The following is a 25,508-nucleotide window of genomic DNA, read 5'->3' on the forward strand; positions in this document are numbered from 1 at the left end:
GGACGGGCGTCGCTCAGAACGGAATGGACTGTGGCGGAGCCGGTGGGGGTGGCGGGAAGTCGAGCACATAGCGCTTCCAGCTGGGGTTGAAGTCGAGGTCGATGGGGTGGGGTGGTCCGCCGTAGGTGTTGCCGCGAACGTCGAAGGTGATCGTGTGGGCACGGGGTTGGGCGTTGGCGGGGCCGCCGAGGAGTTCGATGAGTTCTTCCTCGAAGGTCGTGGGGATGTCGGCGGGGTCGGTTGTGATGCGGCCTGTGGTGGTGGGGTCGCGGTGGGTAGCGCCGGCGGTGATGAGGTGGAGGTGGTCCACGGGCCAGGTGGTGCGTTGCAGCCCGGTGGGGTCGCTCCAGGTGACGGTGCCGTCGGGGTGGAGCTTCACGCTCCAGCCGTCGCGTTGCTTGATCTGGTGGTGGCGTCGACACAACGCCATCAGGTTTGAGGGTGTGGTGGGACCCATGGGCCAAGGGCGGACATGGTCGAGGTCGCACTGACGTGCGGGCACACCGCAGCCGGGGAAGCGGCAGGATCCGTCGCGCAACCGGATGAGTCGGGCCATGCCGTCGGGCACCCGGTAGGACTGGCTGAAGTCTTCGAGGTCTTGCCCGCAGCGTTCGGCTTTGCGGTGAGCGCGTCGGGCTCGGGCCTGGCCACGGGCGTACGCGGCTGGGACGTCACCGTGCACGAGCGCACCGGTGTCGGTGTCGCAGGTCAGGTCACGGTCGGGGTTCGAGGTGCCAGCAGCGTCGAGCCATTCACGGCGCACGAACGTCGTCCCACCCTGTCCGAGCCCACCGACCTCGACGAGGTCTTCCGCCGCGCCAGAAGGTGCAGGGGTCTCCCGTGATGTGGCGGTCTCGTCAGCAGGAGTGGTGTCGTCGGCGGTGGTGTCGGTGGGTCGCGCTTCGTCGTCGGCGGCGCGGGTGGCGTGAACGATGACCTTGACGTCGGAGTGTTCGAGGATGAGTTCCATCATCGCGTCAGACCGAGCCATCTCCAGGTTGCTGGCTTTCTTGTCGCGCACCAGCTGCCGGGCGCGTTCGGTGACGGCAGCCCACGCACCCCTGGCGTCCTCGACCCGGAAGTCACCGCGCCAGTGGTCGGTGCCGTGCTCCCCGGTTCGGCGGGTCAACCCGCGCCGGGCCCGCTCCTCCTCAGCTTCTTGGGCGACCGCGTCCGGGTCGACCTGCGCCGCGGTGCGCGCCAGGAGCCGGCGCAGCGGCCCCGTGGTCAGTTGTCCCCACACGTCCTTGACCCGGTCCACGACCTCAGCCGCGGACTCCGCCGACAAGAACTCCGTCTCCTCCGTGACGACCCGGGCACGCTGCTCATCCAAATCACCTGACGCCATCGCATCCACCACCGCAGGGGTGCGCGTCAGCTGACGGATCGCATCGAGGATCCGGTTCGTCGCGACATGCACCGAACACCCCAGCCGGGGCGCCGCGAGCTCGGGACCGTCCTGGCGCTGGTGGCCCAACCCGTGATGGACCTCCACGCTGGTGCCGTCCTCTTGCCGGTGGACATCGCGCGCGGACAGGTGCGCCAACGCGACCGCCTGCCGGGCCGACGCGGCGTCCTTCTCACGCTGCGCGAGCTCGATGACGTCCAGGAGCTCCTCGGAACTCAACTGGTGTGCGGAAGCACGCAACGCGGCATACCGGCCCTCAAGGGCGGCGGTCGCGGAGGTGCTTTCCATGACCTGATTTTACTCGAACGTGAGTTCTAGAGTCAAGGAATTCGAGATACGCTCTGGGCTGAATTCGCAACGGGCACAACCCAATTGACGAAGCAGGCAGGCAATCCCAGGGCCTCGTCAACAACGCTGCAACCAGCCTCTGACAGCCGACGGTTCAGATGTCTCCGGGCCGGTCAATGTCTCGCCCAGTCGCGAGATCCCCGCACTCGACGAGGACCGGCTGGTGGCCTTCGAAGTAGGTCCGGGCACCGTGATCGCCGATCGCGTGCTCGCGGATCAACCGCCAGTGCGACCGACCGATGAGCACGGGATGACCGGCACGCCCGTCGTACGCAGCCCGCACCAAGACCCTGTCGAGATCACCGTCGACCGAAGTCAGCAGCCGCGTGTGGACCGAGGCGCCCACGTCAGGAAGGTCGACCAGCATGAGCAGCACCGCTCGGGCCTGGGTCGCATCCAGGGCATCGATCCCCCGGCGCAGCGACGCACCCATCCCTTCGTCCCAGTCCTCTGCCTCAGCGACGAGACCACCCACCCGCTCGGCGCGCAGTCGAACGCTGGGAGCCGAGTGGCCGACGACGACATGGACCTCGGTGACCCCCGCGTCGTGCAGCCTGCTGACCGTCGACTCAACGAGGGACGGCCCGGTTGGCGAGAGGCGAAGCAGTGCCTTGGGTCCTCCCATGCGTCGCCCGGCGCCCGCCGCGAGAACGAGTCCGGCGACCCCTCCGTCAACCATCCGGTCACTCTGCCACCTGGCGGAGCTCAGCGGGTGGCGACCGCCCAGAGTGTGGTCGCGTAGGAGACCTGAGATGGAGTGGGCGTCGGCGACCGGTTGTCAGACAGAGTGGGTCCATGAGCATCACGACGAGAGCGGCCGTCTTGCGCCACTCGACCACTGACCAGCCGTTCGCCACGTCGACGCCACTCGCGGTCGAGGAGCTGACGTTGCAGGAGCCCGGCCCTGGCGAGGTCCTCGTCCGGATCACGGCCGCGGGCCTGTGCCACTCCGACCTGTCCGTCGTCAACGGGGACCGGCCACGCCCACTGCCCATGGTTCTCGGGCACGAGGCGGCTGGGGTGGTCGAGGGGGTCGGCCAGGGCGTCACCGATGTCAGAGTCGGCGACCGAGTCGTCTGCTCGTACGTTCCGTCCTGCGGCAACTGCTCCGACTGTGCCGGCGGGAATCCGGTTCGCTGCGTCGACGCCCAGGCGGCCAACCGCGAAGCACGCCTCGTCACGGGTCGCCGCCCGTTCAGGGACGCCTCCGGCGCCGAGCTCCACCACCACCTCGGCGTCTCGGCCTTCTCCGAGTACACGGTGGTCTCGCCGCGATCGCTGGTGAAGGTGCCCGATGAGGTCCCGCTCGAGACGGCCGCCGTCTTCGGGTGCGCGGTCCTCACCGGCGCTGGTGCGGTCTTCAACACCGCTGCCGTGCGCCCGGGCGAGGCCGTGGCCGTCATCGGCCTGGGCGGTGTGGGCATCTCGGCGATCATGGCCGCAGCCCTCGCTGGCGCCCACCCCGTCATCGCCGTCGACACCGTCGAGTCCAAGCTCGACTCCGCCCGAGCAGTGGGCGCGACCCACGGCGTCCTCGCGGGCGACGATGCCGTCGAACAGATCCGTGACCTCACCAGGGGCGGTGTCGCAGTGGCGATCGAGGCCGCGGGGCACCCGGCTGCACTGTCCACGGCATACGCCGCCACGCGGGTCGGCGGACGCGTCATCATCACCGGTCTCCCCCACCCCCGGCACGAGATCGGCATCCCGATCGTGTCGCTCGTCGCCGAGGAGAAGTCGATCCTCGGCTCCTACATGGGCTCGTCCGTCCCGCGCCGCGACCTGCCGCGTCTTTTCGACCTGTATGCCGCCGGGCTCCTACCGGCCGATGCCCTCGTCACCTCACGCTCGGTGCCACTCGACGACCTCAACGCGGCCCTCGACCGACTGCACTCCGGCTCAGAGGTCCGCCAGATCATCACGCCCGGAGGCTGAAGGCACCTCCCCTCCTCCTGTGGTCCCACCATGAAGTCCACCTACCCGATCTCGGCGCCCACCAGGTCGCGGGTGCGCAGCGCCCAGCCACTCGTGGTGAGCCACGCCATGGCCAGGACGCCGAGCCCGCACCCGAGCATCACTCCCCAGCCGAGGTGACTCGCCCGGGCCAGGCCGGCAGCCACGGGACCGTTCAGCTGCCCGAGCGTGATGGCACCGAACACCGCCACCCCGAGAGCCGTCCCGATCTGACGGCTGGTCGACGCGATGGCGGCGGCCACGCCTGCTTGGGCACGCGGCATACCCGACACGGCACTGTTCGTGATCGGGGCGTTGAGCATCCCGAATCCGATCCCGAACGCCAGGTAGGCCACGACGAGAACGGCGTACCGGGTGTCGGACCGCAGGGTCATCAGGATGGCGGCGCAGGTGGAGATGCCCACTCCTGCCACGATCATCGGCAGCCTCGGTCCGCGTGATCCCACGATGCGACCTGAGATCGGAGCGCAGATCGCCGTCATCGCCGCCATCGGCAGCGTCATCAGGCCGGCGTGGAACGGTGAAAGCCCGCGAACGTCCTGCAGGTAGAGGGTGTTGAGGAACAGGAACCCACCCAGGGCGGAGAAGCCGAGCACGGCGGTGAGCACCGAGCCGCTGAACGGGACGCTTCGGAAGAACTGTGGGTCGAGCAGCGGCTCGATGCGACGTCGTTCGTAGGCGACGAGGACGACCAGGGCGAGCAGCGCGGTCCCGAGCAGGCCAAGGACGGTGACTGAGGTCCAGCCGAGGTTGTTGCCCTCGATGATCCCGTAGGTGAGGGCACCGAGCAGCAGCATCACGCACAGCTGTCCGATCGGGTCGAAGCGTCGTGCCTTCGGTGCCCGCGACTCGGGAACGAAGCGGATGGTCAGAGCGATGGCCACGACGACCACCGGGATGTTGAGCCAGAAGATCGCCTGCCAGCCGATCGCGTCCACCAGCGCACCGCCGACGACCGGCCCCAGAGCCATCGAGAGTCCGACGGTGCCGCCCCAGATGCCAATCGCGCGGGCCCGCTCCTGCGCGTCCCGGACCGTGTTGGTGATGATCGACATCGCGACCGGGTTGAGCATCGAGCCGCCGATCGCCTGCAGCATCCGCGACGCAATGAGCACACCGGCCGTGGGCGCCAGCGAGCACAGCAGTGAACCGGCGCCAAAGAGTGCCAGCCCGACCTGGAAGACCCGGCGTCGCCCGATCCGGTCGGCCACCGACCCGGCCAGCATCAGCAGGCTGGCTATCACGAGGGTGTAGGCATCGACGACCCACTGCAGCTGCGAATAGGTCGCACCCAGGTCGCGCTGGATCGACGGCAGGGCCAGGTTGAGCCCCGTCGTGTCGATGCCGACGATGAACAGGCTCAGGCAGCAGATGCCGACGATCAGCCAGCGACGCGACGTGGTGAGCTCGCCCGGCACGGCGAGTGCAGTGGTTCGAGTGGTCGTCATGCCAGTGCCGCGGCCTGCAGCTTGTCGAGCAACCTCGCCAGCTCGAGTCGTTCGGCGGCGGTGAGGCTGTTCATCAGTGGCGGGGCGCCATCCGGCAATGACCGCACGTCGTCCAGCCACTCACGTCCGAGCCCAGTGGCCGAGACCAGCTTCACCCGCCCGTCGGCCGGGTGGGGCGTGCGCACCGCGAGCCCGTGGGAGACGAGATCGTTGACGATGCCTGTCATGGCTGGAGCGTCGACGCCCATCGCCTCGGCGAGCTCGCGCTGGCTGCGTGACTCGTGCTCGACGCGTCGCAGCGCGCGATAGCGGCTGTAGGGCACGGGTCGCATCGTCGCGAACTGCTCCGCGAAGTACCACTTGTTGTCCATGACCAGGCCCATCATCGACAGCCACAGGCCCACCGGAGTCGGTTTGATTGTGCTCATACAACTATTGTAGGAACACAACTATCCAGCGCGCAAGCACTGTCAAGGAACGAGAGGCCCCCCAGAGCGGTGCCTGAAGGCGTGCACTAGACGTGGCCGATGACGAAGGCCGAGAGGAAACCCACGGTGGCGGCCAGGCCGGCATACAGGTGGGTCTTCTCGAAGGCCTCCGGGATCATCGTGTCGGCGACCATGGCGAGGATCGCTCCGGCCGCGAGCGCGGTGATCGCGGCGATGGTCGTCGGGGAGGCGCCCTCGAGGAACAGGGCCCCGAGGAGGCCCGCTAGCCCGCTGGCGACGGCGATGGCGCTCCACACTCCAAAGACGTAGCGGGCGCTGCGGTGCGAGGCCTTCATGCCCGAGGCACTCGAGAGGCCCTCAGGGAGGTTGGACAGGAAGATCGCCGCGAAGACCGCGACTCCGACGCCTCCCCCCTTGAGCAGCGTCAGGCCAAGCACGATCGACTCGGGGATGCCGTCGAGCAGGGCCCCGATGGCGATGGCCGCCCCGCTGCCGGGGGTGTCCTCCTCCGACCCCTGGATCTCGTGCGAGCGCTTGCGGTGACGGGCGCCGCGCTTGGACAGCAGGATGTTGGCCGCGACGTAGATCCCGGCCCCGGCGAGGAAGCCGATGGCCGTCGGGACGAGCCCGCCGGTCTGCTCGGCCTCGTCCACGAGGTCGAAGGACAACGCCGAGATGAGGACACCGGCACCGAAGGCCATGATCGTCGCGACGACCTTCTGCGGCACCCGCACCAGCCACGCGATGGCGGCGCCCAGAACCAGCGCCCCGCCCGCCAGCAGGCCCCACAGACCTGCCTGTGCCCATACCGGCATGCGAACCATCCCTTCGTCAGGACATGCCTACCCGATGACGGTCCCGCGCAGGGTCAGGCGCACGACGCGGAGGTGAGGGGAATGACGAAGGCCCCTGACCGGCATACGCCGGAATTCAGGGGCCTTCGTGCACGTGGTGGCAGGTGAAGGATTCGAACCTTCGAAGCTTTCGCGATGGATTTACAGTCCACTCCCATTGGCCGCTCGGGCAACCTGCCGTGCGCGTGGAAGGATAGCAAGCCACAGCGCCGAAACAGAAACCGTGCCCCCCGAAGCCGCATCCGGGGTGCCCAACACGAGGAGGAACCGTGGCCGACAGCTCCATGGACATCGTCAGCAACTACGACAAGCAGGAGATCGCCAACGCGGTCAATGCTGCCGCCAAGGAGGTCGCCAACCGCTACGACTTCAAGAACGTCGGCGCCTCGGTCGAGCTCTCCGGTGAGTCCATCGCGATGCAGGCCAACTCCGAGGAGCGCGTCCTCGCCGTCCTCGACGTCGTGCAGACCTGGCTGGTCAAGCGCAAGGTCTCGCTCAAGCACCTCGACGTCCCCGAGGCCGGCCCGCGCCTGTCCGGCAAGGAGTACAAGCTCGACGTGGCCCTCAAGCAGGGCATCTCGCAGGAGAACGCCAAGAAGGTCAACAAGCTCATCCGCGACGAGGGCCCCAAGGGCGTGAAGTCGCAGATCCAGGGCGACGAGCTGCGCGTGTCGAGCAAGTCGCGCGATGACCTCCAGGCGGTGCAGCGCATGCTCGTGGCCGCGGACCTCGACGTGGCCCTGCAGTTCACGAACTACCGCTGACGCTCCCCCACGACGTCCGCGCGGATGGTCACCTTCGTGACCAACCGCGCGGACGTTGGCGTATGCCGGGTGCTCACCTCTGGCGGTTCGGCTCCACTTCTGGTTACGCTCCGGTAACCCACACTGTCGTGGCCCTGCCGGATCGAACAATGGAGTTCAGATGCGCCGTCCTGCCCTTCGAGTCGCCGCCCTCGCCGGCGCCGCCGCCGCCACCCTCGCTCTCGGGCTCGCAGCCCCGGCCCAGGCGACCAACGCCGCCAAGCCCGGACCACGCGTGCCGGCCGGCCCCTACGTCGCTCTCGGCGACAGCTTCTCCGCCGGCTCCGGCGTCCTGCCGCTCAGTGCGACCGCCAACCCGCTGTGCGCGCAGTCGGCGGTCAACTACCCGCACCTCATCGCGCAGCGCACCGGCCGCGCCCTCAAGGACGTGACCTGCGGCGGCGCCGACACGAGCGACTTCTACACGGCGCAGTACCCCGGGACCCCCGCCCAGCTCAATGCCGTCACGACCGATGCGCGCCTGCTGACCATCGGCATCGGCGGCAACGACTCGAGCCTGTTCACCGGACTCATCCAGAACTGCCTCACCGCCGGGCTCTCGACGCTCGGCCAGGGCAGCCCGTGCAAGGACAAGTACGGCTCGACCTACACGACAACGATCACGACCAAGACCTACCCCGCGGTCAAGAAGGCCATCGCCGACGCCAAGGCCAAGGCACCCAAGGCCACCATCGTCGTGCCCGGCTACCCGCAGGTGCTGCCGCCGACGAAGGGCTGCTACCTCGCGATGCCCATCGCGTCGGGAGACGTGCCCTACGTCAACGGCATCGAGCAGGCCCTCAACGCCGCCGTGAAGCAGGCCGCCCTCGACAGCGGTGCGACGTTCGTCGACATGTGGGCGCCGTCCGCGGGTCGCGATGCGTGCCAGCTGCCCTGGGTGCGATGGGTCGAGCCGGCCATCGGGTCGCTGCAGTTCGTGCCGATCCACCCGAACGCTGCCGGTGAACGCGCCTACGCCGACCAGATCATGGCCAAGGTCGGCCTCTGACCCGCCGACACCCCCGCATCACGTCAGCGGGCTGACGGGCCTGAGAGCCTGTTTCAGGGTCGAGCGGAGCCAGTCACGGTAGTGGCGTTCGGTGTGGCCGAGCTCGCGACGGATGAGAGACCAGTTCTCGGGCCCGAGGAGGACGTAGAGCAGTTCTGTGGCCCAGGCGACACCCAGAGGTCTTGGAATCAGGCCCTGCTCCGCAAAGCTCTCGGCCAGGACGGTCATGTCGGACAGATGCCTTCGCTTGCCCCTGCTCCACAGCGCCGCCACTTCGAGGTCGACACTGGATGCCTCCCGTGCCACGGCGAAAACTGGCCCGGTGCGTTCGTGCAGGGCCGAGGCTGCCTCGGCGAGCAGGTCGATCTTGCGGTCCAGCCGCGACTCGGCGAGCACATCGAGAAACCAGTGCGACTGTGCAACTGGCACATCCGGTTCCGGGGCGACGACTGCCGCCCGAACCACCGCCGTGAGGATGGCCGGCTTCGTTGCGAACTGCAGATAGACGGTCTTCTCAGCGACTTCCGCAGCCTCGGCGATGGAACGGACCGACGTGGCGACGTAACCCGCATCGACGAACAGCCGGGCCGCGGCGTTGACGATCCGCTGGCGGGTCAGGCGAGTCGACGCCTCTCGAGCGGGCGAGCTGTAGGGCCGCCGCGCGCCGTGGCTCTTGTTGCTTGCCATCACTCCCTGTCCTCAAACTGTTGACACCAGTGACACTGTAGTGGTTTTGTTTTCGATACAGCGTGACTGTATCGATTGGAGGCCTCTTCATGACCAGCCTGGTCAACCACCCTCGTTTCCCAGTACGCGCCGCACCGACGGTCCGGCCCGACCGTGTCGTCGGGAGAGCCCGCAGGCAGCTGCGTGTCACAGTCGTCATCACTCTGGTCATGACCTGTCTGGTCGCAGGGGCAATCGTCCTGGTTGCCGTGCTCGCGCTCGCGACCATCGACACCGGAGGGCGCGTCCCCCACCCTCTTCCGTTGCCCGCACCGACCGGCCAGTCAGTTGGTGGCAGCTGACCGACTCCGACCTCAGGCCCAGTGGGCGCGTGAGGTCAGGGCCTCTTCGAGCTTGGACAGCTCATCTGCCATCGACCGGCGCACTCCTGCAGTGAGGTCGGGTCGAGCGATGGCCTCGCGCACCAGGTCCACCGTCTCGGCCTCGACCACACGGGCCGGGAACGCAAGTGTCGCAACGCGATCCAGCGCATCCGCACCCAGCCACTGCGCAAGGTGAGGGACGTCGGAGACGTAGCGAGCGGCATACGGGCGCAGGTCTTCGAGTGAACCGCTCGACCAGAATCCGGTGGCCAGGGCGTTGAGCTCGTAGTTCGAGCGGGCGCGGTTCTGCGTGAGCTCCGCCCACGCCCATTCCTTGTCGGGTATGCCGGGTCGCGCGGCTCGCGCTGCCAGTGCGGCCAGGTGCCCCGAGAGAGTGGTGTCGTCGCCCTCGACGCGCGCGATGAGGGCGTCGTCGGCGAGGTCGAGGCGGGCAAGGGTGCGCAGGACGATCCACCGGAAGTCGGCGTCGCCCTCGAGGCCGGCGGGCAGGTTGCTTCCGTCAACCCACGCGAGCAGGCGGTCCTCATCGGTGCTCGTCGACGCCAGCAGACGGGCAGAGACCAACTCGCGGTCCGACCCCGACTCGGCGCCCTCGAACGTCATGAGGGCTGCGCCGGCGATGCGACCCCCGGCCGACTCGACGAGCTCGGGCGACAGGAAATGCGGCACGATCCGGTCGGTGAAGGCCGCAGCGACACGGGTCATCAGCGCATCGTCGGACTCGTGCGGCCACGCTGCGGTGAAGGTGTCGAGGGCGAGCCTCGGGTCGACGGTCGCGCGGAAGACGCCGGTGAGCACCGCGCCCCAGAGGACCGAGCGCGCCACGGGGTCAGCGATGCGTGAGAGCTCGCGCGGCAGGGCAGCCAACGACGCCTCGTCGAGGTCGACCTGGGCCCAGGTGAGGTCGGCGGCATTGGGCACGATGACGGTGGCGTCCAGCACTGCACCCTCAAGGGTCACCTGCGGCGCTTCCAGCGTCACGGCGGCGTGGAAGACCTTGGTCCCGTCGGTGAAGCCGGCGACGTCGAGGGAGTGCAGTCGATCGGCTGGGTACTTCGGCGGCGACGTGCGCGTCAGGGTGCCATCGCGGTCGAGCGCGATGACGTCGACCCCCGCGGTCTCGAGCCAGGCGCGGCTCCACTCGGTGAGCGAGGCGCCCTGTGCCTGCTCCATCGCTGCCAGGAACTCGGACAGCTCACCGTTGCCGTGTTCGTGCGAACGCAGGTAGGCCGTCACACCAGCGTTGAAGGCATCCTCACCCATGAACGTCACGAGCTGGCGAAGGACGGACGCACCCTTGGCGTAGGAGATGCCGTCGAAGTTCTCGAGCGCACTCTGTGCATCGGGAGCCGGCGACCCCGCAACGGGGTGGGTGCTGGGAGCCCGCTCCGCGGCATACCCCCACTGCTTGCGCGAAATGCCGAACTCGACCCAGCTGTCCGTGAACTCCGTCGCCCTGCTCGTCGCCGTGTAGGCCATGAACTCGGCGAACGACTCGTTGAGCCAGAGGTCGTCCCACCACCGCATCGTCACGAGGTCGCCGAACCACATGTGCGCCATCTCGTGGGCGATCGTGTTGCTGCGCTGGAGGATCTGCTCGCGGGCGGCAGCGCCTCGAAAGAGCATCGTGTCGCGGAAGGTCACGCAACCCGGGTTCTCCATCGCGCCCGCGTTGAACTCGGGCACGAAGATCTGGTCGTAGTCACCGAACGGATAGCGGACCTCGAAGGTGCGGTGGTAGTAGTCGAACGATTGCTTGGTCACCTCGAACATCTGCGGAGCGTGCTTCTCGAGTTCGGGCTGCAGGCTGCGGCGGGCGTGGATTCCCAGGGGTATGCCGTCGTGCTCGTCGCGCACGGACACGTAGGGACCGGCGCAGACGGTGACGAAATACGTTGCGAGAGGCAGGGTCTCGCTGAGTTCCCACTGGCCCGGCGTCGTCTGGGTGGCCCGGCCGTTGCCGAGGACGACCCACTCCTGGGGCGCCCGGACGGTCACCGCGTAGGGCGCCTTGAGGTCGGGCTGGTCGAAGCAGGCGAAGACGGTCGGCGCCGCGTCGAGGAAGAGGTGCCCGTAGACGTAGTCCTCGTCGTCGGCCGGGTCGGTGCTGCGGTGAAGGCCCTGCCCGTCGCGGGAGTAGGCCATCGTCGCGACAACCTCGACCGTGTTGTCGGCGGCGAGGTCGGCCAGTGGCAAGCGACCCTCGACAATCTGGTCGGGCGCGATCGAGTCACCGTTGAGAGTGACCGTCTCGACATTCACCGCGCGCACATCGAGGAACGTTGCCGCACCGGGAGTGCTGCAGGAGAACCGGATCCGAGTCGTCGACCCGAAGTCCTCAGCCCCGCGGTCCAGGTCGAGATCCACCTCCATGCGGTGGACAGAGATGAGCTGCGCCCGCTGCCGGGCTTCGTCGCGAGTCAGTGATGGCACGCCGCGATGGTGTCACACAGGCTCGGGTGCACGCCGCACGATGGCCTGAGCGGTCAGCCGGGACGGTCAGCTCGGGCGGTAGCCCGTCGCCATCGCCTGCAGGCGGGCGATGCGGTCCGCCATGGGCGGGTGGGTCGACATGAGCCGCGAGATGTCCTGCGAGCGGAACGGGTTGGCGATCATCATGTGGCTCGCGTTGACGAGGTTCTTGGTCGGTGCGAGCGGGGCGCGCGACACCCCGGACTCCAGCTTGGCCAGAGCCGACGCGAGCGCGAGCGGGTCACCGGTGAGGGTGGCGCCGTCCTCGTCGGCGTCGTACTCACGGGTGCGCGTGATCGCGAGCTGGATGACCATGGCGCCGATCGGCGCGATGAACGCCATCGCGAGGCCAGCCATCGCTCCGCCGGGGTTGTCGTTGTCGCGGTTGCCGCCACCGAACATCGAGCTGAAGGCCAGCATCTGGCCGACACTGCTGATGACACCGGCGATCGCAGCGGCCACGGAGCCGGTGAGGATGTCGCGGTTGTAGACGTGCATGAGCTCGTGACCGAGGACGCCGCGCAGCTCGCGTTCGTCGAGGAGCTGGAGGATCCCCTGGGTGCAGCAGACGGCCGCGTTCTGCGGGTTGCGACCGGTCGCAAAGGCGTTGGGCGCCTCGGTCGGCGAGATGTAGAGCCTGGGCATCGGCTGCCCCGCCTTGGTGGAGAGCTCGCGGACGATGCGATACATCGCCGGGGCCTCGGTCTCGCTGACCGGGAACGCCTGCATCGCCTTGATGGCGAGCTTGTCGCTGTTCCAGAACGAGTAGAACGTCATCGCGACTCCGAAGAGCGCGAAGATGAAGATGAAGCTCGGATTGCCGAAGTAGGTCGCTGCAACCCAGCCGAGGCCGAGGAAGAGGGCCATGATGAGCCCGAAGAGGCCAGCGGTCTTCGCGCCGTTGAAATGGTTGTGCATGCGTCTATTAACGCAGACCCGGGGCGCCACGTTCCGTCTGCAGGACCCGCTCCCACATGATGCTGTCGCGCCAGACGCCACCGATGAGGAACGACGACGTGGTCGTGCCGTAGTTGTGGAAACCCTGGGACTCGAGCACCCGCTGCGACGCGACGTTGGCCGCTGACGTCATGGCCTCGGCGCGATGGAGCCCCAGTTCGTCGGCCATCACCTCGAGGAGGAGTCCGAGCGCCCGCTGCGCATGACCTCGTCCCTGGTGGGTCGTGCCGATCCAGTAGCCGACCGAGCCGGCGAGGAAGGGCCCGCGCCGGATGCCGCCGACGGTCACCAGTCCGGCGATCTCCTCGCCCGCAAGAACGACACCGGGCCACATGCGTCCTTCGGCGTGCTCGGCGAGGTAACCCTCGAGCCTCTCCTGCTGACCGCGGGTCGTGAAGTAGTCGTCGGTTCGCGTCGGCGACGAGGTCGCAAAGGCCTCGCGATCACGCGCGAGATGAGTGGCGAGCGCCTCCGCGTCGTCCGGCGTCACCAACCGGATGGAGGTCGGGCGCTCGGTCACGTGACGAGGCCGACGAGCAGCTGCGGGAGTGCACTGGCGAGAACGAGAAGGGCGCTGCCGATCGCCGCGACGCCCAGGCTCGCGCGCCGCGACCGCGGCCGCGGCGGCGCATCGGCGTCGGGCTCACCGAAGAGCACCGCGAACCACCGCACATAGACGGCGATCCCGAGGACCGCAGCGACGACGGCGACGACCGCCACCGGCCAGAGCCCCGCCGAGATGGCCGGCTTGAGCGCCACGATCTTGGCGACGAGCCCGATGACCCCCGGCGGCAGACCGGCGAGGACGAGCAGCGCGAGGGCGAGCGTCCCTCCGGCGACCGGGTCGCGTCGGAGCAGACCCTTGTATGCCGTGAGCTCCCGTCCGTCTTCGACGTGCTGTCCGTGGATGGCTCGGACCGCAGCGAACGCGACCAGGCTGGCGACGGCATACACGACGGTGTAGACCGCGGCAGCCTGACGGCCGGCGACGGTGAGCGCGGTGAGGGGCAGGAGGACCCACCCGGCCTGGGCGATCGTCGACCACGCGAGGAGTCGGACGACTTCGGTCTGGCGCAGGGCCATGACCGTGCCGGTGAGCATCGAGGCGACCGTGAGGATGACGAGGGCAGCGACGACGACGTGGGGTCCGGGGTTCAGGCCGACGACCGCGTCATAGGGGGCCAGGACGACGATGAGGGCACCGACGGCGGCGAGCTTGGAGGCCGACGCGAGCAGTGCCGAGACCGGGAGCGGGCCGGAGGACAGGGTCGTCGGGGTCCACGCGTGGAACGGCACGGCCGAGATCTTGAAGGCCAGCCCGGCGATGAGGATGACGGTGGCGAGGCCTGCGAGGGTGCGCTGCTCGGGGACGGCCCAAGCGGTGGCGAGCGAGTCACCGGTCAATGTCGGGTCGCCGGTGGCCGTGACCCAGAGCGCCGTGCCGAGGACGAGGAGTCCAAAGGACACGAGTGAGGTGGTCAGGAGGGTGAGGGCGCCATGGGCCGCGGCTCGACGGTCGCGCCAGGCGACGAGGGCGATGACCGGGATCGTCGCGAGCTCGAGGGTGATGAGCCAGGTGCCGAGGTCGCGCGAGGCCACGACGGCGACCGCGCCACTGGCCGACGCAAGCAGCATGACCACGTCGATGACACCGGCCTTGCGCACGGACATGAGGGCGAGCACGGCGAGCGTCGCGAGGAGGGCGGCGATCTGGAGGGTGCTGGTGAGGGGGCTGCCGTCCCACATGCAGCGGCCGTCGGGCGCGGGGGTGCAGAGCGTCAGCCGCGGCTCGGTCGTGAGCAGTCCGGGTATGGCGGCGGCCGCTCCTCCGGCCAGGCCGAGGCCCGCCATGACCGGCGCTGCCAGACGGGCACGCGGCGTGATCGCGTCGACGAGGAGCACGAGCACCATGGCTGCGACGGGGATGAGCGCGGGCAGCAGCAGCGCCCACGAGAGTTCGAGTCTCATCGGCCACCTCCGATGAGCGTGGTCACGGCGTCGGACGTCACGGAGAACACGAGATGCGGCGCGACGCCAAGGGCAACGACGCCCACAGCGAGAGCGGAGATGACGCCGAGCTCGACGCCGCGGGCGTCAGGTGCACGATCGGGAGCGTCGGCGGCGACCTCGTCACCCACCCAGACGATGCGCGCGACTCGCAGCGAGTAGGCCGCGGCGAGGGCCGCTCCCACGGCAGCGATGACGGCGCAGGTCCGCAGGACTCCCGTGTGCTGGATCGGGTTCCACGCGGCGATGAGGGCCGTGAACTCGCCCCAGAAGCCGGCGAGCCCGGGGAGCCCGAGGCCGGCAGCGAGACCGAGGATGAGTCCGAAGCCGAGGCGGGGCGACACCTCACGCAGTGCGGGTCGCAGGACGGCGAGGTCGACCGAACCCCAGCGGTGCTTGAGGCCACCGACGATGACGAAGAGCAGGGCCGAGATGACGCCGTGGGCGATGTTGCCGATGAGCGCTGCCTGAAGGCCGGTCTCGGTGCCGGAGGCGAGGCCGAGGACAACGAAGCCCATGTGCGCCACGGACGAGAAGGCGATGAGCCGCTTGAGGTCGCGTTCGACGAGGCAGATGAGCCCGCCCCAGAGGATGCCGATGACTCCGGCGATCGCCAGGACGGGCGCGATGCGGGTGAAGCCGTCGGGCACGCTCGCCAGCGGCAACCGCACGAGGCCGTAGGTGCCGAGTTTGAGGAGCACAGCGGCCAGAAGCACCGACCCGGCGGTGGGGGCAGTGGTGTGGGCGGCGGGGAGCCAGGTGTGCAGCGGGAAGACGGGGACCTTGACCGCGAGCCCCAACGTGAGCAGCACGGCGATGAGCATCTGCTGACCGGGGCTCAGGCTTGCGGCCGCGGCAGGCAGAGCGGCGAAGTCGGCCGTGCGCGCCTTCGTCACGAGGAGCAGGATGCCGACGAGCATCAGGGTCGAACCGATGGCCGTGTAGAGGATGAAGCGGGCCGACGCGTCAGCGCGCTTGGCTGCACTGTGCGGGTCGCCGTAGCGGCTGATGAGGACCCACATCGGCACGAGCACGATCTCGAACGCGATGAAGAACAGGACGGCGTCGCGCGCCGAGAAGGCCGCAAGTGCTCCCGTTTCGACGAGGAGCAGGGCCCCGAGATAGGTCGCCGCACTCCCACTCGACGGCGAGTCGGCCCAGGGCTGCTCGGCCCAGGAGTGCGCGACGACGAGGACGCCGATGACGGCGGTCAGCACGATGAGCGGGGCGCTGATTCCATCGACCTCGAAGTGCCATCGCACGCCCAGGTCGGGGATCCACGCCCGGTCGACGACGGGCCGCATCACGGTCGCGGCAACGGCCGCCACTCCCCCGACCGACGCCGCAACCAGCGCAACGAGTCGTGCCGTCGACGCCGAGAGAGCACGACCGCCGGTGACGAGCCACAGCCCGACCGCGCCGGGCACGAGCAGCATGAGGATCAGCGCCATGTGAGCACCGCCGTCCCGGCCGCGACGATCAGCCCGAGGGCGATGAGTCCGACGCCGGCCGACGGCGCCTCCCGACGGTGTCCGCGCTCGGCGAACCAGCCAGCGATGCCAGCCGATGCTGCTGCGCCGCGCACGTAGCCGTCGACGACCTCACGGTCGAGGAACTCGACGATCCTGGCCAGTCCCAGCACGGGTCGGGCAACAAGCGTTTGGTATGCCGTGTCGAACCCGAGGCCGGCATCGGCCAGTTCGCGTTGGCGAGGGGTGCGGACGAAGGCGTCCCGCGGGTCCCCCGAGCCTCGGGCCAGGTAGGCGACACCGGCGCCCACGACGATGAGCAGGAGGGTGAGGAACATCCACCAGAACGACACACCGTGGATGTCGAAGAGTCCGGTGATGAGCACGAGCCCACCGACGACGGTGAGCACGGTGAGAACGGCCAGCGCAGCGAGAACGGAGTCCCACGGCATACCCGCGTGGTGGTCTTCCCGCTCCTCGATCTCGAGGGGGGCACTCACGACGAGGTGGGCGCGGGTGGCGTAGGCGGCAGTGAGCACGACGGTGACGAGGAGCGCGGCGAGGACGAGGATGCCCGGTCCGCCAGTGGTGATCGCGCCCTCGTAGGCCGTGACGATGACGTGTTCCTTGGAGAGCCCACCGACGACGAACGGCGCCCCGGCGAGGGCCAGCAGGCCGAAGAGCCAGGCGACCCGGGCGAGCTGGTGGACGTTCCCGGCGCCGCGCAGTGCGACAGCAAGGGTCGAGCCGGCGACGACCGACAGCCAGCCGATCGTGAGGAAGAGGAGGGACTTGAAGAGCGCGTGCGACCACATGTGGAACAGCGCCGGGTCGGGGCCGATGTCCTTGGTCGCGGTGGCCAGCGCCGAGAGCATGATCGCGACCTGGCTCACCGTCGACCACGCGAGAAGGCGTTTGAGGTCGGACTGGCCCAGGGCGAGGACCGCTGCGCCGACCATCGTCACGGCGGTCGCGGCCCCGAGCAGCCAGCGGGCACCGTCGGCGAGGACGAGGATCGGGAAGAGCTGCGCGAGGACGACGGTTCCGGCCGCGACCATCGTGGCCGCGTGAATGAGGGCCGAGGCCGGCGTCGGGCCCTCCATCGCATCGGGCAGCCAGTCCTGGAACGGGAACTGCGCCGACTTGCCGAGGACGCCGATGACGACGAGGGCAATGAACAGGGAGCGCAACCACGGCTCACCGGGCGCGACACAGGCCGCCACCTGAGTGGCCGAGTCGACGCACTCGGCGCCCGGCGACCGGGACCAGTGGGCGATGACGGCGTCGAGGCCGGACGACCCGGCACCGGCAACCAGTCCGACGATGCCGAGGACGAAGCCGATGTCGGCGACACGCGTGACGATGAACGCCTTGTAGGCCGCTCGGCGGGCCGACTCCTTGCGCGACCAGTGACCGATGAGGAGATAGGAGCACCAGCCCATGACCTCCCACCCGACAAGGGTGAGGACGAGGTCGCGGGCGTGGACGACGAGCATCATCGCGGCCGTGAAGAGCGAGACGGTGGCAGCGAACTGGGCGAGACGGTCGTCGTCGGCGAGGTACCAGCGGGTGAAGACGAGGACCGCGACGACGACGAGGGCGACCACGGCGGCCACAGCGGCGGTGGCCGGGCCAGCACCGAGCTGGAGGGGCATCTCGAGAGCGCCGACGCGCAGCGGTTCACGCAGCTGGACGACGTCCTCGCCACGGGTCGGAGCCACGATGAGACCGATGACGGAGACGACCGCAGAGAGGAGCGCCGCCACTGTGGCCAGCGATGCCGCGAAGTGCGGGGTCCGGCGCAGCGCGAGCGTGGCGACCGCCGCGATGACGGGGATGAGGACGAGCAGGGAGGAGACCTGGAGAGCGCTCACGTCCCCCTCCCCTCACTCGACTTCGTGCCTTCCAGGGGTTCGTCGAGGTCGATCGAGCCGCGGTGGCGGAACGCCGTCAGGATCACCGCGAGCGCGACGACGACCTCGGCCGCGGCGATGGTGATGACGAAGAGCGGCAGGACGCTGGACGACTCCCAGCGAGAGGGCGAGGTCGCGCCGGACGCGACGAGCAGGACGAGCGAGCCCGACAAGATGAGCTCGACGCCGATGAGCAGGAGCACGGCGTTGCGGCGGACGGTCACGCCCATGACACCGAGGCCCACGAGGATCGCGGCAAGGACATAGGGCCCAGCAAGGTGGATCACGACCCCACCACCCCAGGGTCAGTGGCTCTGCCGCGCGAGACGGCGAGCGCGGCGATCAACGCAGCGAGCAACAGCACCGACAGTGCCTCGAACGGCCACACCCACGTCCCGAAGAGCTCGGTCGCGACAGCCTGGTTGGAGATCTCGCGACGCTCGACGGCGCCACCGGCCAGTGGCAGCAGCGCCGCCAGCAACAGCGCGGTGGTCGCGGCTCCCGCAACACCAGCCGCCACCCGACGCCACACCGGCACGTCGTGCGCCAGATCAGGACCGATCGGCGCCCGAGTCAGCATCAGGGCAAAGAGCACGAGCACGACCACGGCCCCGACATAGACGAGGACCAGGACCAGCGCCACCAGCTCGTGCCCGAGGACGAGCAGGGACCCCGCCACGCCGAGCAGCGCGACGACGAGCCACAGGGCGGCGTGCACCACCTGACGGGTCGTCACGGCGAGCAGGCCGGCGACAACCGCCAACAGCCCGCACGCCGCGAAGGCGAGGTCCAGTGAGGTCATGCGTCCGGTTCCTTCGCGGGTGGCCGCGGCGTCCGGGCAGGCTTGTTGATGGCGGCGATCTCGGCCGGTTCCGCGGCGCGCTCGTCCAGAGCGGGCGGCGCCGGGACGGTCTCCATCCAGCCGCCGAGCCGGTCCTTGTCGTGGAGCAGATCCAAAATGCTGGTCTCGGCGTACTCGAACTGCGGACTCCAGAAGAGCGCGTCGAACGGGCAGACCTCGATGCAGATCCCGCAGTACATGCAGAGCGAGAAGTCGATGGAGAAGTCGTCGAGGACGTTGCGCTGGCGCTCGCGGCCGCCCTCGGTCGTCGCGGGGATCGTCTCCTTGTGCGACTCGATGTAGATGCACCAGTCCGGGCACTCACGCGCGCAGAGCATGCAGCTCGTGCAGTTCTCCTCGAGGAGCGCGATGACGCCGCGACTGCGGGGCGGCAGGTCGGGTGCGACGTCGGGGTACTCGTGGGTGTGCACCGGCTTCATGGCCGTCTTGGCAGTCGTCGCCAAACCCTTGAGTATGCCGGGCAGGATGCCTTTGTCGTTGTGCTTGCTCATTGCGTCATCACTACGCCAATTCCGGTGAGGGCCAACTGGATCAGGGCCATGGGCAGGAGGACAAGCCACGCGAGTCGTTGGAGCTGGTCCTCACGCATGCGCGGCCAGGCCACGCGGAACCAGATGACGAGGATGGCGATGACGAAGCCCTTGAGCAGCGTCCACAACCACCCGATGTGGTCGTCGAACGGGCCACGCCATCCGCCGAGATAGAGGACGGCGAACAACAACGAGAAGATGACGATCCCGGCATACTCCGAAAGAAGGAAGAACGCGAAGCGCAACCCGGTGTACTCGGTCCACGGGCCCATGACGAGCTCGGCATCGGCGATGGGCATGTCGAACGGCGGACGCTGCAGCTCGGCAAGCGCCGCAACGAGGAAGACGATGGCGCCGGGCAGCTGCCAGATGAGCCACCACGGCGACCAGGCCTCGACGACCCCGGACAGGCTCAGCGTCCCGGCGGCCAAGCAAGCGGAGGCGACGGCGAGCACCAGCGGCAGCTCATAGGACACGAGCTGCGCGGCCGAACGCAGGGCGCCGAGCAGGGCGTACTTGTTGGCGCTGGCCCACCCGGCCATGAGCGTGCCGAGGGCGCCGACGCTCGTCGCGGCAAGGATGAGGACAGCGCTTGCGGGGACGTCGATGGCGACGACGTCGTGCTGCAGCGGCAACGCCGCCATCGCCAGGAGATACGGGATGAGGGCGACGAAGGGCGCGATCTTGAAGATCGTCCGGTCGGCCGCACGCGGAGTGATGTCCTCCTTCTGGACGAACTTCACCCCGTCGGCGACGAGCTGGGCCCACCCGTGGAACCCACCGGCATACATCGGTCCGAGTCGACCCTGCATGTGCGCCATGAGCTTGTGCTCCGTCTGCCCCACGAGCAGGGGGAACACCAGGAAGGCGGCCAACACGGCCACCGACCTCACGACCACCTCGAGCACGCTCATCGTGGGCAGCCTAGTAGTTGGCCACGCTCCAGGGTGGTTGCGTCCGGACGGGTCAGCGAGGTCCCCAGTCGGGGCCCGGAACCCCGGGTGCCTGGACGCGACGACGCGACGGGGACTTGGCGGAGTCGTGCCCCTCCCCGGGCTCCTTGCCGCCGGGCCACTGCTTGGACGCGCGAGCCGCGAGGACGAACGACTTGCGCAGCGGCGTGCCCTCGAAACCTTCGGGAAGGAGCAGCGGGCGCATGCCCGAGCCGGAGCCGTCGTCGAAGCCGGTGAACTCGACCCCGAACATCTCGTGGGTCTCGCGCTCGTGCCAGGCGGCACCGGCATACACATCGGTGACGGAGACGATCGCGGCGCCTTCGGCGACGCGCGTCGTGAGGCGGATGGCGCGTATGCCGCGTCCGTCCGTTTCGTGGGAAATGTCCAGCGCGCGCAGGACGAGGCCATAGCCGGGAGCTGCGTCGTCATAGGTGCGGTCGACGGCGCTGAGCCAGTCGAAGAAGGTGAACCCGGTGGCCTGGGCGGCGGCGACGGCTTCGTGCCAGTCGGCCAGGGCCACGTCATGCAGCTCGTCGGTGCTCACGTGGCGAAGCCTAGCCACAGAACCCCGCCGACGACTTCGTGCCCGAGACGGACGTCAGGAGCCCGGCGACGAATGTCCGTCTCGGGCACGAAGTCGAATTTCAGCGGGTGGCTGCGGCGTGCTCGGCGGCCTGGCGTGCTGACCAGGTGCGGTCAGCGCCGTCGATGCTGGCGCGCGAGGACAGGTCGACCCCGGCGCGGGCAGCGGCTGCCTTGACGCGAGCCGAGTTCAGGTCCGGAACCCCGACGACCTCGGGCTGGATGCTCGAGTCGGCTGCGGCGTAGGTGCGCTGCTGGGCGGCGAGGCGCTCCGACGATGCGGCGGCACGCTGGAGCGTCGTGGCGTTGACCTTGAGGGCGGACCCGGTGAGCGGGGTGCTCACGGTCGGGACGTAGCCGCTGGCGTGGCCGGCGACATTGGGGTGGTAGCTCTCCTCGATCGGGTTCGAGAGGCCGTTGAGCCACTCGACGTCGTCACAGACCGCGTGCCCGATGAAGCGCGACGTCGGGTTGGCGAAGCTGAAACCCTTGGCACCAGCGGCTGCTGACGTCTTGGAGTTGATGAGGTCGGCCATCTGGTTGAGGCGCGTCTCCTCCGCCGGGGAGAACCAGGTGAAGGCGTTGCAGTCCTCGCCCTGGAAGATCCGCGGGTAGCCGACGATGACGACCTTGGCGTTGGGCGCCTTGCTCCGGATCGACGTGTAGAGCGTGTTCAGGGCACCGGGCAGGACGTTGTTGATGTAGTTCTGGGCGCCGTCGATCTTGCCGTTGCAGTTGCTCGCCCAGCCGGGCAGCGCGCACTCGGTGAGGACGTCCGCGAAGCCGGCGTCGTTGCCGCCGATCGAGATGCTGACGTGCGTCGTCGAGGAGGACAGGGCGCTGAGCTGGGTGTTGGTGACATCGGCGATCTTGGCTCCCGAGCAGGCCCGGAAGTTGAGCGTGTATCCCTTGGCCGCGGCGATGAGCGAGGGATAGGCCTTCGTGGACCGCAGGCACGAGGTCCCGTCGTTGATGTAGCTCCGCGTCCCCGTGCCCGAGGAGTAGGAGTCGCCGAGGGCGACGTAGGACGAGGCCGCCTGTGCTGGGGCGGCGGCAAGCAGAAGGCTGAACGCTGCTGCGGACGCGGCGAGCAGGCCGATCTTTCGGATTGTCGTCATTGACATCTCCCACTGAAGTGAGGTCGTGGACCTCGCGGTTGGTGATCGCAACCTAGGGCCATCCACGGGGTGCGCGAAGGCTTGTCACCAACCCTTTGCCAAGCCCATACCGGACGCTGACCCTTGCCAGACCCGGCGTTCTGGTGCACGATGGCTCCCAGCCGTTGTAAGCGCTTACAAGGATTTTCACAGCGCCGAACGACGAGGACGACGCACCACCACGACTCAACGACGAGGCGAAGGAGCACCTGCTGATGACTGGATCCGCGGCACACAGCCAGCGCGCGACGATCTACTCCGTCGCCGCCGCCGCCGGCGTCTCCATCGCCACTGTCTCGCGGGTCTTCCAGGGCACGAGCATCGTCGCCCAGGGCACCAGGGAGCGGGTCCTCGCCGCCGCCGACGAGCTCAACTACGTGCCCCTCGGCGCCGCCCGCAGCCTCGCCGTCTCGCGCCACGAGCTGCTCGGCCTCGTCCTCCCCGAACTCGGTGGTCCCTACTACTCCGAGCTGCTCATGGGCTTCGAGTCCCGCGCCTCCGAACTCGGGCTCGGTGTCATCGTCGTCGTCACCCAGGGCAAGCCCGACCCCAGCCGCGCCATCCGCCAGCTCATGTCGCGTGTCGACGCGATCGCCGTCCTCGGCTCGGACCTCGACGACGACGCCCTCACGCACCTGGCCACGGTCAAGCCGCTGCTCTCACTGGCCGGGATCCCCGACGGGCCGATCGACAGCCTCGCCGCCGAGAACACCGCGAGCGCCGAACAGCTCACCATTCACCTCCTCGACCACGGGCGCAGTTCGCTGCTCTTCCTCGGAGACCCCGACGCCGGCGCCGACATTGCCGGCCGGTATACCGGGTTCTCGGCTGCGCTGTCGGCTCGCGGTCTCGACGTGCCCGAGCCGGTCCGGATCGGGTTGCGCGAGTCGGATGGTGCCGCCTTCGCGACGGCCCACCTCGCGGGCGAGCACCGGGCCGACGCGCTCGTCTGCGCCAACGACGAACTCGCCCTGGCCGTCCTCGCCCACCTCCAGGACCACGGTGTCGACGTGCCGGCCGACGTCGCCGTCGTCGGCTGGGACGACGTCATGGCCGCGCGCTACGTCCGCCCCGCTCTCACGACCGTGCGCCAGCCGGTCCGCGACCTCGGAGCCCTCGCCAGCGATCGCCTCCACGCCCACCTCAACGGCACCACCGACGCCGGTGCCGCATCCCCCACCCACGACATCCTCCCCACGCAGGTGGTCATCCGCTCCTCCTGCGGCTGCACCACATCCCCTCCCGAAAGGCACCTCCCATGAGTCACCACCCCTCCTTCAAACGCCGAACGGTCTTCGCCGTCGCCGGCCTGACGGCGAGCGCCCTGGCCTTCTCCGCCTGTGGCCGCGAGGCCGGCGGCGCGGGTGCCGACGCAGGCGCCACCGCCAAGCCGATCTCCGAGGGCAAGGCCACCGGGGAGCTCACCGTGTGGGCCATCGGCGCCGAGGGCGAAAAGCTCCCGGCCCTCACCAAGGAGTTCGAGGCGGCCAACCCCGGCGCCACGGTCAAGGTCACCGCGATCCCGTGGGACGCAGCGCACGACAAGTTCGCCTCGGCGATCACCGCCGGGCAGACCCCCGACGCCGCCATGGTCGGCAGCACCTGGATGGGTGAGTTCGCCGGCATGGACGCCCTCGACCCCACGCCCGCGAGCATCGACAAGGCCGCCTTCTTCGAAAGGTCGCGATCGTGCGGCTGACCGCTCCGTTCGATGCGCGGGACGACCTGTTCCTCGAGGCGTGGTTCCACCAGGGGTCGCTCGACTTCCCGCCGGGGCTCGTGTCGCGCCTTCGGACCATCGCTGCTGCGTGCCCGCTCATCGTCGACGTGGTCCTCGATCGCCCTGCCGTGCTGACGCCGCTGCTGCCCTTCGCCTCCGCGGTCGTCGCGAGCTATGGCACGTGTGACGCCGCACTGGCAGATGCCCTGGGTGGACGGATCGCCCCCGAGGGGCTCTTGCCCTTCGACCTGCCCCGCTCGATGGAGCAGGTGCGCCAACACCCCGTCGATGTCCCTGGCCTGGGTGACCCGCTCTTCCCGTTCGGCTTCGGCCTCACCCTCTGACCCCACCAACCGACTTCGTGCCCGATACGGACACGAGGAGCGCAGCGACGAGTGTCCGTATCGGGCACGAAGTCGGTCTCCAGGTTTGACAGGACAGTGTCAGCGGCGGCGGCGGGTGTTGCGTTCGCGGCGCGTGTCGCCGGGGGGAACCTGCGGGCGCGTCGGCACACTCTCGTCGAGGGCCAGCTGGGCCAGCACGAGGACGAGACCGGCGCCGATGAGGACGAGCCCGAACCGCGTGTGATCCAGGCCGAGGAGCCCGGCGCCGACGAGGGCGACCGCTCCCCCAGAAGCCAGGGCACGCGGCAGCTTGGGGATCCGGCGCCGGGCCCTGGGTGCGATGAACATGCCCCAGAGCGCGGCCACGAGCACGACGGCGAGCACGCCGACGACGAGACCCCCGAAGCCCCCTCCGACAACTCCCGACCCGAGCATGAAGACGCCGACCATGAACGCGAACTCGATGATGAAAGCCACCAGTCCGAGCACGATGAGCATCAGGACGGTCTCTCGACTCGACCGCGGGTGACCTCTCCCGCCGAGGCGGTGCGGTGCGCGGTGTAGCGAGGTGCAGCGGCATACCCGTCGCCGTGGTCGACCCCACCGGCGCCACCGAGGCGATCAGAGATGGCGCGTCCGGAGAGCCGCTCGCCGGCGATCTGCTCCTGGAGCTTGATGATGCCGTGGAGCAGGGCCTCGGGTCGTGGCGGGCACCCGGGCACGTAGACGTCGACGGGGATGAGCTGGTCCACGCCCTTGGTCACGGAGTACGAATCCCAGTACGGCCCACCGGAGTTGGAGCAGGCGCCGAACGAGATGACGTACTTCGGCTCGGGCATCTGGTCATAGAGGCGGCGGATCGCGGGCGCCATCTTGTCGGTGACGGTGCCCGACACGACCATGAGGTCGGCCTGCCTGGGACCGGGCGCGAACGGGATCACTCCGAGGCGGATGAAGTCGTGGCGACCCATCGACGCCGCGATGAACTCGATGGCGCAGCAGGCGAGCCCGAAGTTGAAGACCCAGAGCGAATAGCGGCGTCCCCAGTTGAGGACGACGCGGATCGGTTTGGGAGCGTGCTCCGAAAGCGGCCCGACGCGCGGCATCGGCAGCATCACGGGCTGGTCGGTGCTCACGAGCCCACCTTAGGTCAGCCCCTAGGCCCGCCGCCCCCGC

The 25,508-nt window shown here is 69.1% G+C and carries 26 protein-coding genes and 1 tRNA gene; 6 read left to right on the forward strand and 21 right to left on the reverse strand.

From position 1 onward, the window contains the following. Positions 1 to 13: 13 nt before the first annotated feature. Together JNB_RS08590 and JNB_RS08595 are read right to left on the reverse strand one after the other, a co-directional pair. Positions 14 to 1,696: an HNH endonuclease signature motif containing protein gene (locus JNB_RS08590; protein WP_009776050.1), complete on the reverse strand. Its 1,683-nt coding sequence runs from the start codon at positions 1,694 to 1,696 to the stop codon at positions 14 to 16. A gap of 154 nt (positions 1,697 to 1,850) precedes the next feature. Beyond that, positions 1,851 to 2,435 carry an NTP transferase domain-containing protein gene (locus JNB_RS08595; RefSeq protein ID WP_009776051.1) on the reverse strand — a complete coding sequence of 195 codons (585 nt, stop codon included), beginning with the start codon at positions 2,433 to 2,435 and terminating at the stop codon, positions 1,851 to 1,853. 116 nt (positions 2,436 to 2,551) lie between these two features. Between JNB_RS08595 and JNB_RS08600 the strand changes: the two genes are divergently transcribed. Further along, a complete protein-coding gene (locus tag JNB_RS08600; protein ID WP_009776052.1) occupies positions 2,552 to 3,691 on the forward strand; it encodes a zinc-binding dehydrogenase in 1,140 nt (379 codons plus the stop codon). Positions 3,692 to 3,732: 41 nt separating this feature from the next. Here JNB_RS08600 and JNB_RS08605 read toward each other — a convergent pair whose 3' ends face one another. The 4 genes from JNB_RS08605 to JNB_RS08620 all read right to left on the reverse strand — a co-directional run bounded on the left by JNB_RS08605 (position 3,733) and on the right by JNB_RS08620 (position 6,660). Continuing rightward, positions 3,733 to 5,178, reverse strand: a complete 1,446-nt coding sequence (locus tag JNB_RS08605) for an MFS transporter (protein WP_009776053.1) — start codon at positions 5,176 to 5,178, stop codon at positions 3,733 to 3,735. Beyond that, entirely contained in the window at positions 5,175 to 5,606 is a 432-nt protein-coding gene (locus JNB_RS08610) for a MarR family winged helix-turn-helix transcriptional regulator (RefSeq protein WP_040883669.1), read from the reverse strand. Before JNB_RS08610 ends, JNB_RS08605 begins: the two co-directional genes overlap by 4 nt. A gap of 86 nt (positions 5,607 to 5,692) precedes the next feature. Continuing rightward, positions 5,693 to 6,442, reverse strand: a complete 750-nt coding sequence (locus JNB_RS08615) for a ZIP family metal transporter (protein ID WP_040884473.1) — start codon at positions 6,440 to 6,442, stop codon at positions 5,693 to 5,695. A gap of 134 nt (positions 6,443 to 6,576) precedes the next feature. Then, a tRNA-Tyr gene (locus JNB_RS08620) sits at positions 6,577 to 6,660 on the reverse strand. Positions 6,661 to 6,750: 90 nt separating this feature from the next. Between JNB_RS08620 and JNB_RS08625 the strand changes: the two genes are divergently transcribed. Both JNB_RS08625 and JNB_RS08630 read left to right on the forward strand, forming a co-directional pair. Next, complete coding sequence (locus tag JNB_RS08625) at positions 6,751 to 7,245, forward strand: YajQ family cyclic di-GMP-binding protein (RefSeq protein WP_009776056.1); 495 nt, start codon at positions 6,751 to 6,753, stop codon at positions 7,243 to 7,245. A 160-nt stretch (positions 7,246 to 7,405) separates the two neighbouring features. Further along, on the forward strand, positions 7,406 to 8,293 hold the full coding sequence (locus JNB_RS08630) for an SGNH/GDSL hydrolase family protein (protein ID WP_009776057.1): 888 nt from the start codon (positions 7,406 to 7,408) through the stop codon (positions 8,291 to 8,293). 18 nt (positions 8,294 to 8,311) lie between these two features. On the opposite strand, the gene JNB_RS20410 is transcribed toward JNB_RS08630, so the two are convergent. The 13 genes from JNB_RS20410 to JNB_RS08700 form a co-directional block, all read right to left on the reverse strand. After that, positions 8,312 to 8,980 (reverse strand): TetR/AcrR family transcriptional regulator, encoded by a 669-nt coding sequence (locus JNB_RS20410; RefSeq protein WP_009776058.1) that lies wholly within the window; start codon positions 8,978 to 8,980, stop codon positions 8,312 to 8,314. Positions 8,981 to 9,333: 353 nt separating this feature from the next. After that, entirely contained in the window at positions 9,334 to 11,796 is a 2,463-nt protein-coding gene (gene pepN / locus JNB_RS08645) for an aminopeptidase N (RefSeq protein ID WP_040883670.1), read from the reverse strand. A 66-nt stretch (positions 11,797 to 11,862) separates the two neighbouring features. Continuing rightward, positions 11,863 to 12,753: a zinc metalloprotease HtpX gene (gene htpX / locus JNB_RS08650; RefSeq protein WP_009776061.1), complete on the reverse strand. Its 891-nt coding sequence runs from the start codon at positions 12,751 to 12,753 to the stop codon at positions 11,863 to 11,865. A 7-nt stretch (positions 12,754 to 12,760) separates the two neighbouring features. Next, the gene (locus tag JNB_RS08655; RefSeq protein WP_009776062.1) at positions 12,761 to 13,312 is read right to left on the reverse strand and encodes a GNAT family N-acetyltransferase; all 552 of its coding nucleotides are present in this window, start codon (positions 13,310 to 13,312) and stop codon (positions 12,761 to 12,763) included. Then, positions 13,309 to 14,760, reverse strand: a complete 1,452-nt coding sequence (locus tag JNB_RS08660; protein WP_009776063.1) for an NADH-quinone oxidoreductase subunit N — start codon at positions 14,758 to 14,760, stop codon at positions 13,309 to 13,311. Before JNB_RS08660 ends, JNB_RS08655 begins: the two co-directional genes overlap by 4 nt. Beyond that, the gene (locus tag JNB_RS08665) at positions 14,757 to 16,250 is read right to left on the reverse strand and encodes a NuoM family protein (protein ID WP_009776064.1); all 1,494 of its coding nucleotides are present in this window, start codon (positions 16,248 to 16,250) and stop codon (positions 14,757 to 14,759) included. Before JNB_RS08665 ends, JNB_RS08660 begins: the two co-directional genes overlap by 4 nt. Beyond that, positions 16,241 to 18,142 carry an NADH-quinone oxidoreductase subunit L gene (locus tag JNB_RS08670; RefSeq protein WP_009776065.1) on the reverse strand — a complete coding sequence of 634 codons (1,902 nt, stop codon included), beginning with the start codon at positions 18,140 to 18,142 and terminating at the stop codon, positions 16,241 to 16,243. The genes JNB_RS08665 and JNB_RS08670 overlap by 10 nt, the downstream gene beginning before the upstream one ends. Continuing rightward, entirely contained in the window at positions 18,139 to 18,468 is a 330-nt protein-coding gene (gene nuoK, locus JNB_RS08675) for an NADH-quinone oxidoreductase subunit NuoK (protein ID WP_009776066.1), read from the reverse strand. Before nuoK ends, JNB_RS08670 begins: the two co-directional genes overlap by 4 nt. Next, on the reverse strand, positions 18,465 to 18,983 hold the full coding sequence (locus JNB_RS08680) for an NADH-quinone oxidoreductase subunit J (protein ID WP_009776067.1): 519 nt from the start codon (positions 18,981 to 18,983) through the stop codon (positions 18,465 to 18,467). The genes nuoK and JNB_RS08680 overlap by 4 nt, the downstream gene beginning before the upstream one ends. Then, positions 18,980 to 19,534 carry an NADH-quinone oxidoreductase subunit I gene (locus JNB_RS08685; RefSeq protein WP_009776068.1) on the reverse strand — a complete coding sequence of 185 codons (555 nt, stop codon included), beginning with the start codon at positions 19,532 to 19,534 and terminating at the stop codon, positions 18,980 to 18,982. Before JNB_RS08685 ends, JNB_RS08680 begins: the two co-directional genes overlap by 4 nt. Beyond that, complete coding sequence (locus JNB_RS08690) at positions 19,531 to 20,487, reverse strand: complex I subunit 1 family protein (protein ID WP_009776069.1); 957 nt, start codon at positions 20,485 to 20,487, stop codon at positions 19,531 to 19,533. Before JNB_RS08690 ends, JNB_RS08685 begins: the two co-directional genes overlap by 4 nt. Before the next feature lie 52 nt (positions 20,488 to 20,539). After that, positions 20,540 to 21,073: an NADH-quinone oxidoreductase subunit C gene (locus JNB_RS08695; RefSeq protein ID WP_009776070.1), complete on the reverse strand. Its 534-nt coding sequence runs from the start codon at positions 21,071 to 21,073 to the stop codon at positions 20,540 to 20,542. 100 nt (positions 21,074 to 21,173) lie between these two features. Beyond that, a complete protein-coding gene (locus JNB_RS08700; RefSeq protein WP_009776071.1) occupies positions 21,174 to 22,229 on the reverse strand; it encodes an SGNH/GDSL hydrolase family protein in 1,056 nt (351 codons plus the stop codon). Positions 22,230 to 22,483: 254 nt separating this feature from the next. Between JNB_RS08700 and JNB_RS08705 the strand changes: the two genes are divergently transcribed. Genes JNB_RS08705 through JNB_RS08715 form a run of 3 tightly spaced genes read left to right on the forward strand, consistent with a single transcriptional unit; the run spans position 22,484 to position 24,332 of the window. Beyond that, positions 22,484 to 23,530, forward strand: coding sequence for a LacI family DNA-binding transcriptional regulator (locus tag JNB_RS08705; RefSeq protein ID WP_009776072.1), 1,047 nt, complete (start codon positions 22,484 to 22,486; stop codon positions 23,528 to 23,530). Further along, complete coding sequence (locus JNB_RS08710) at positions 23,527 to 23,967, forward strand: extracellular solute-binding protein (protein ID WP_009776073.1); 441 nt, start codon at positions 23,527 to 23,529, stop codon at positions 23,965 to 23,967. The genes JNB_RS08705 and JNB_RS08710 overlap by 4 nt, the downstream gene beginning before the upstream one ends. Beyond that, positions 23,958 to 24,332 (forward strand): glycoside hydrolase family 3 C-terminal domain-containing protein, encoded by a 375-nt coding sequence (locus JNB_RS08715; protein WP_009776074.1) that lies wholly within the window; start codon positions 23,958 to 23,960, stop codon positions 24,330 to 24,332. The genes JNB_RS08710 and JNB_RS08715 overlap by 10 nt, the downstream gene beginning before the upstream one ends. 99 nt (positions 24,333 to 24,431) lie before the next feature. Here the strand turns inward: JNB_RS08715 and JNB_RS08720 are convergent, their stop codons facing one another. Beyond that, positions 24,432 to 24,830, reverse strand: a complete 399-nt coding sequence (locus JNB_RS08720) for a DUF2568 domain-containing protein (RefSeq protein WP_009776075.1) — start codon at positions 24,828 to 24,830, stop codon at positions 24,432 to 24,434. Next, positions 24,830 to 25,447: an NADH-quinone oxidoreductase subunit B gene (locus tag JNB_RS08725; protein ID WP_040884477.1), complete on the reverse strand. Its 618-nt coding sequence runs from the start codon at positions 25,445 to 25,447 to the stop codon at positions 24,830 to 24,832. The genes JNB_RS08720 and JNB_RS08725 overlap by 1 nt, the downstream gene beginning before the upstream one ends. Between the last annotated feature and the right edge of the window lie 61 nt (positions 25,448 to 25,508).

It is taken from the genome of Janibacter sp. HTCC2649 (genome assembly GCF_000152705.1).
GTDB lineage: Bacteria > Actinomycetota > Actinomycetes > Actinomycetales > Dermatophilaceae > Knoellia.

What these genes read in the sequence shown, in the direction of transcription:
- JNB_RS08700 (WP_009776071.1), bottom strand. Translation starts at nt 22,229, where the DNA reads ATGACGACAATCCGAAAGATCGGCCTGCTCGCCGCGTCCGCAGCAGCG.
- JNB_RS08605 (WP_009776053.1), bottom strand. Translation starts at nt 5,178, where the DNA reads ATGACGACCACTCGAACCACTGCACTCGCCGTGCCGGGCGAGCTCACC.
- JNB_RS08630 (WP_009776057.1), top strand. Translation starts at nt 7,406, where the DNA reads ATGCGCCGTCCTGCCCTTCGAGTCGCCGCCCTCGCCGGCGCCGCCGCC.
- htpX (WP_009776061.1), bottom strand. Translation starts at nt 12,753, where the DNA reads ATGCACAACCATTTCAACGGCGCGAAGACCGCTGGCCTCTTCGGGCTC.
- JNB_RS08595 (WP_009776051.1), bottom strand. Translation starts at nt 2,435, where the DNA reads ATGGTTGACGGAGGGGTCGCCGGACTCGTTCTCGCGGCGGGCGCCGGG.
- JNB_RS08680 (WP_009776067.1), bottom strand. Translation starts at nt 18,983, where the DNA reads ATGACCTCACTGGACCTCGCCTTCGCGGCGTGCGGGCTGTTGGCGGTT.
- JNB_RS08660 (WP_009776063.1), bottom strand. Translation starts at nt 14,760, where the DNA reads ATGAGACTCGAACTCTCGTGGGCGCTGCTGCTGCCCGCGCTCATCCCC.
- JNB_RS08725 (WP_040884477.1), bottom strand. Translation starts at nt 25,447, where the DNA reads ATGCTGCCGATGCCGCGCGTCGGGCCGCTTTCGGAGCACGCTCCCAAA.
- JNB_RS08665 (WP_009776064.1), bottom strand. Translation starts at nt 16,250, where the DNA reads ATGGCGCTGATCCTCATGCTGCTCGTGCCCGGCGCGGTCGGGCTGTGG.
- JNB_RS08610 (WP_040883669.1), bottom strand. Translation starts at nt 5,606, where the DNA reads ATGAGCACAATCAAACCGACTCCGGTGGGCCTGTGGCTGTCGATGATG.
- JNB_RS08590 (WP_009776050.1), bottom strand. Translation starts at nt 1,696, where the DNA reads ATGGAAAGCACCTCCGCGACCGCCGCCCTTGAGGGCCGGTATGCCGCG.
- JNB_RS08600 (WP_009776052.1), top strand. Translation starts at nt 2,552, where the DNA reads ATGAGCATCACGACGAGAGCGGCCGTCTTGCGCCACTCGACCACTGAC.
- JNB_RS08615 (WP_040884473.1), bottom strand. Translation starts at nt 6,442, where the DNA reads ATGCCGGTATGGGCACAGGCAGGTCTGTGGGGCCTGCTGGCGGGCGGG.
- JNB_RS08685 (WP_009776068.1), bottom strand. Translation starts at nt 19,534, where the DNA reads ATGAGCAAGCACAACGACAAAGGCATCCTGCCCGGCATACTCAAGGGT.
- JNB_RS08710 (WP_009776073.1), top strand. Translation starts at nt 23,527, where the DNA reads ATGAGTCACCACCCCTCCTTCAAACGCCGAACGGTCTTCGCCGTCGCC.
- JNB_RS08705 (WP_009776072.1), top strand. Translation starts at nt 22,484, where the DNA reads ATGACTGGATCCGCGGCACACAGCCAGCGCGCGACGATCTACTCCGTC.
- JNB_RS08690 (WP_009776069.1), bottom strand. Translation starts at nt 20,487, where the DNA reads ATGAGCGTGCTCGAGGTGGTCGTGAGGTCGGTGGCCGTGTTGGCCGCC.
- JNB_RS20410 (WP_009776058.1), bottom strand. Translation starts at nt 8,980, where the DNA reads ATGGCAAGCAACAAGAGCCACGGCGCGCGGCGGCCCTACAGCTCGCCC.
- JNB_RS08720 (WP_009776075.1), bottom strand. Translation starts at nt 24,830, where the DNA reads ATGCTCATCGTGCTCGGACTGGTGGCTTTCATCATCGAGTTCGCGTTC.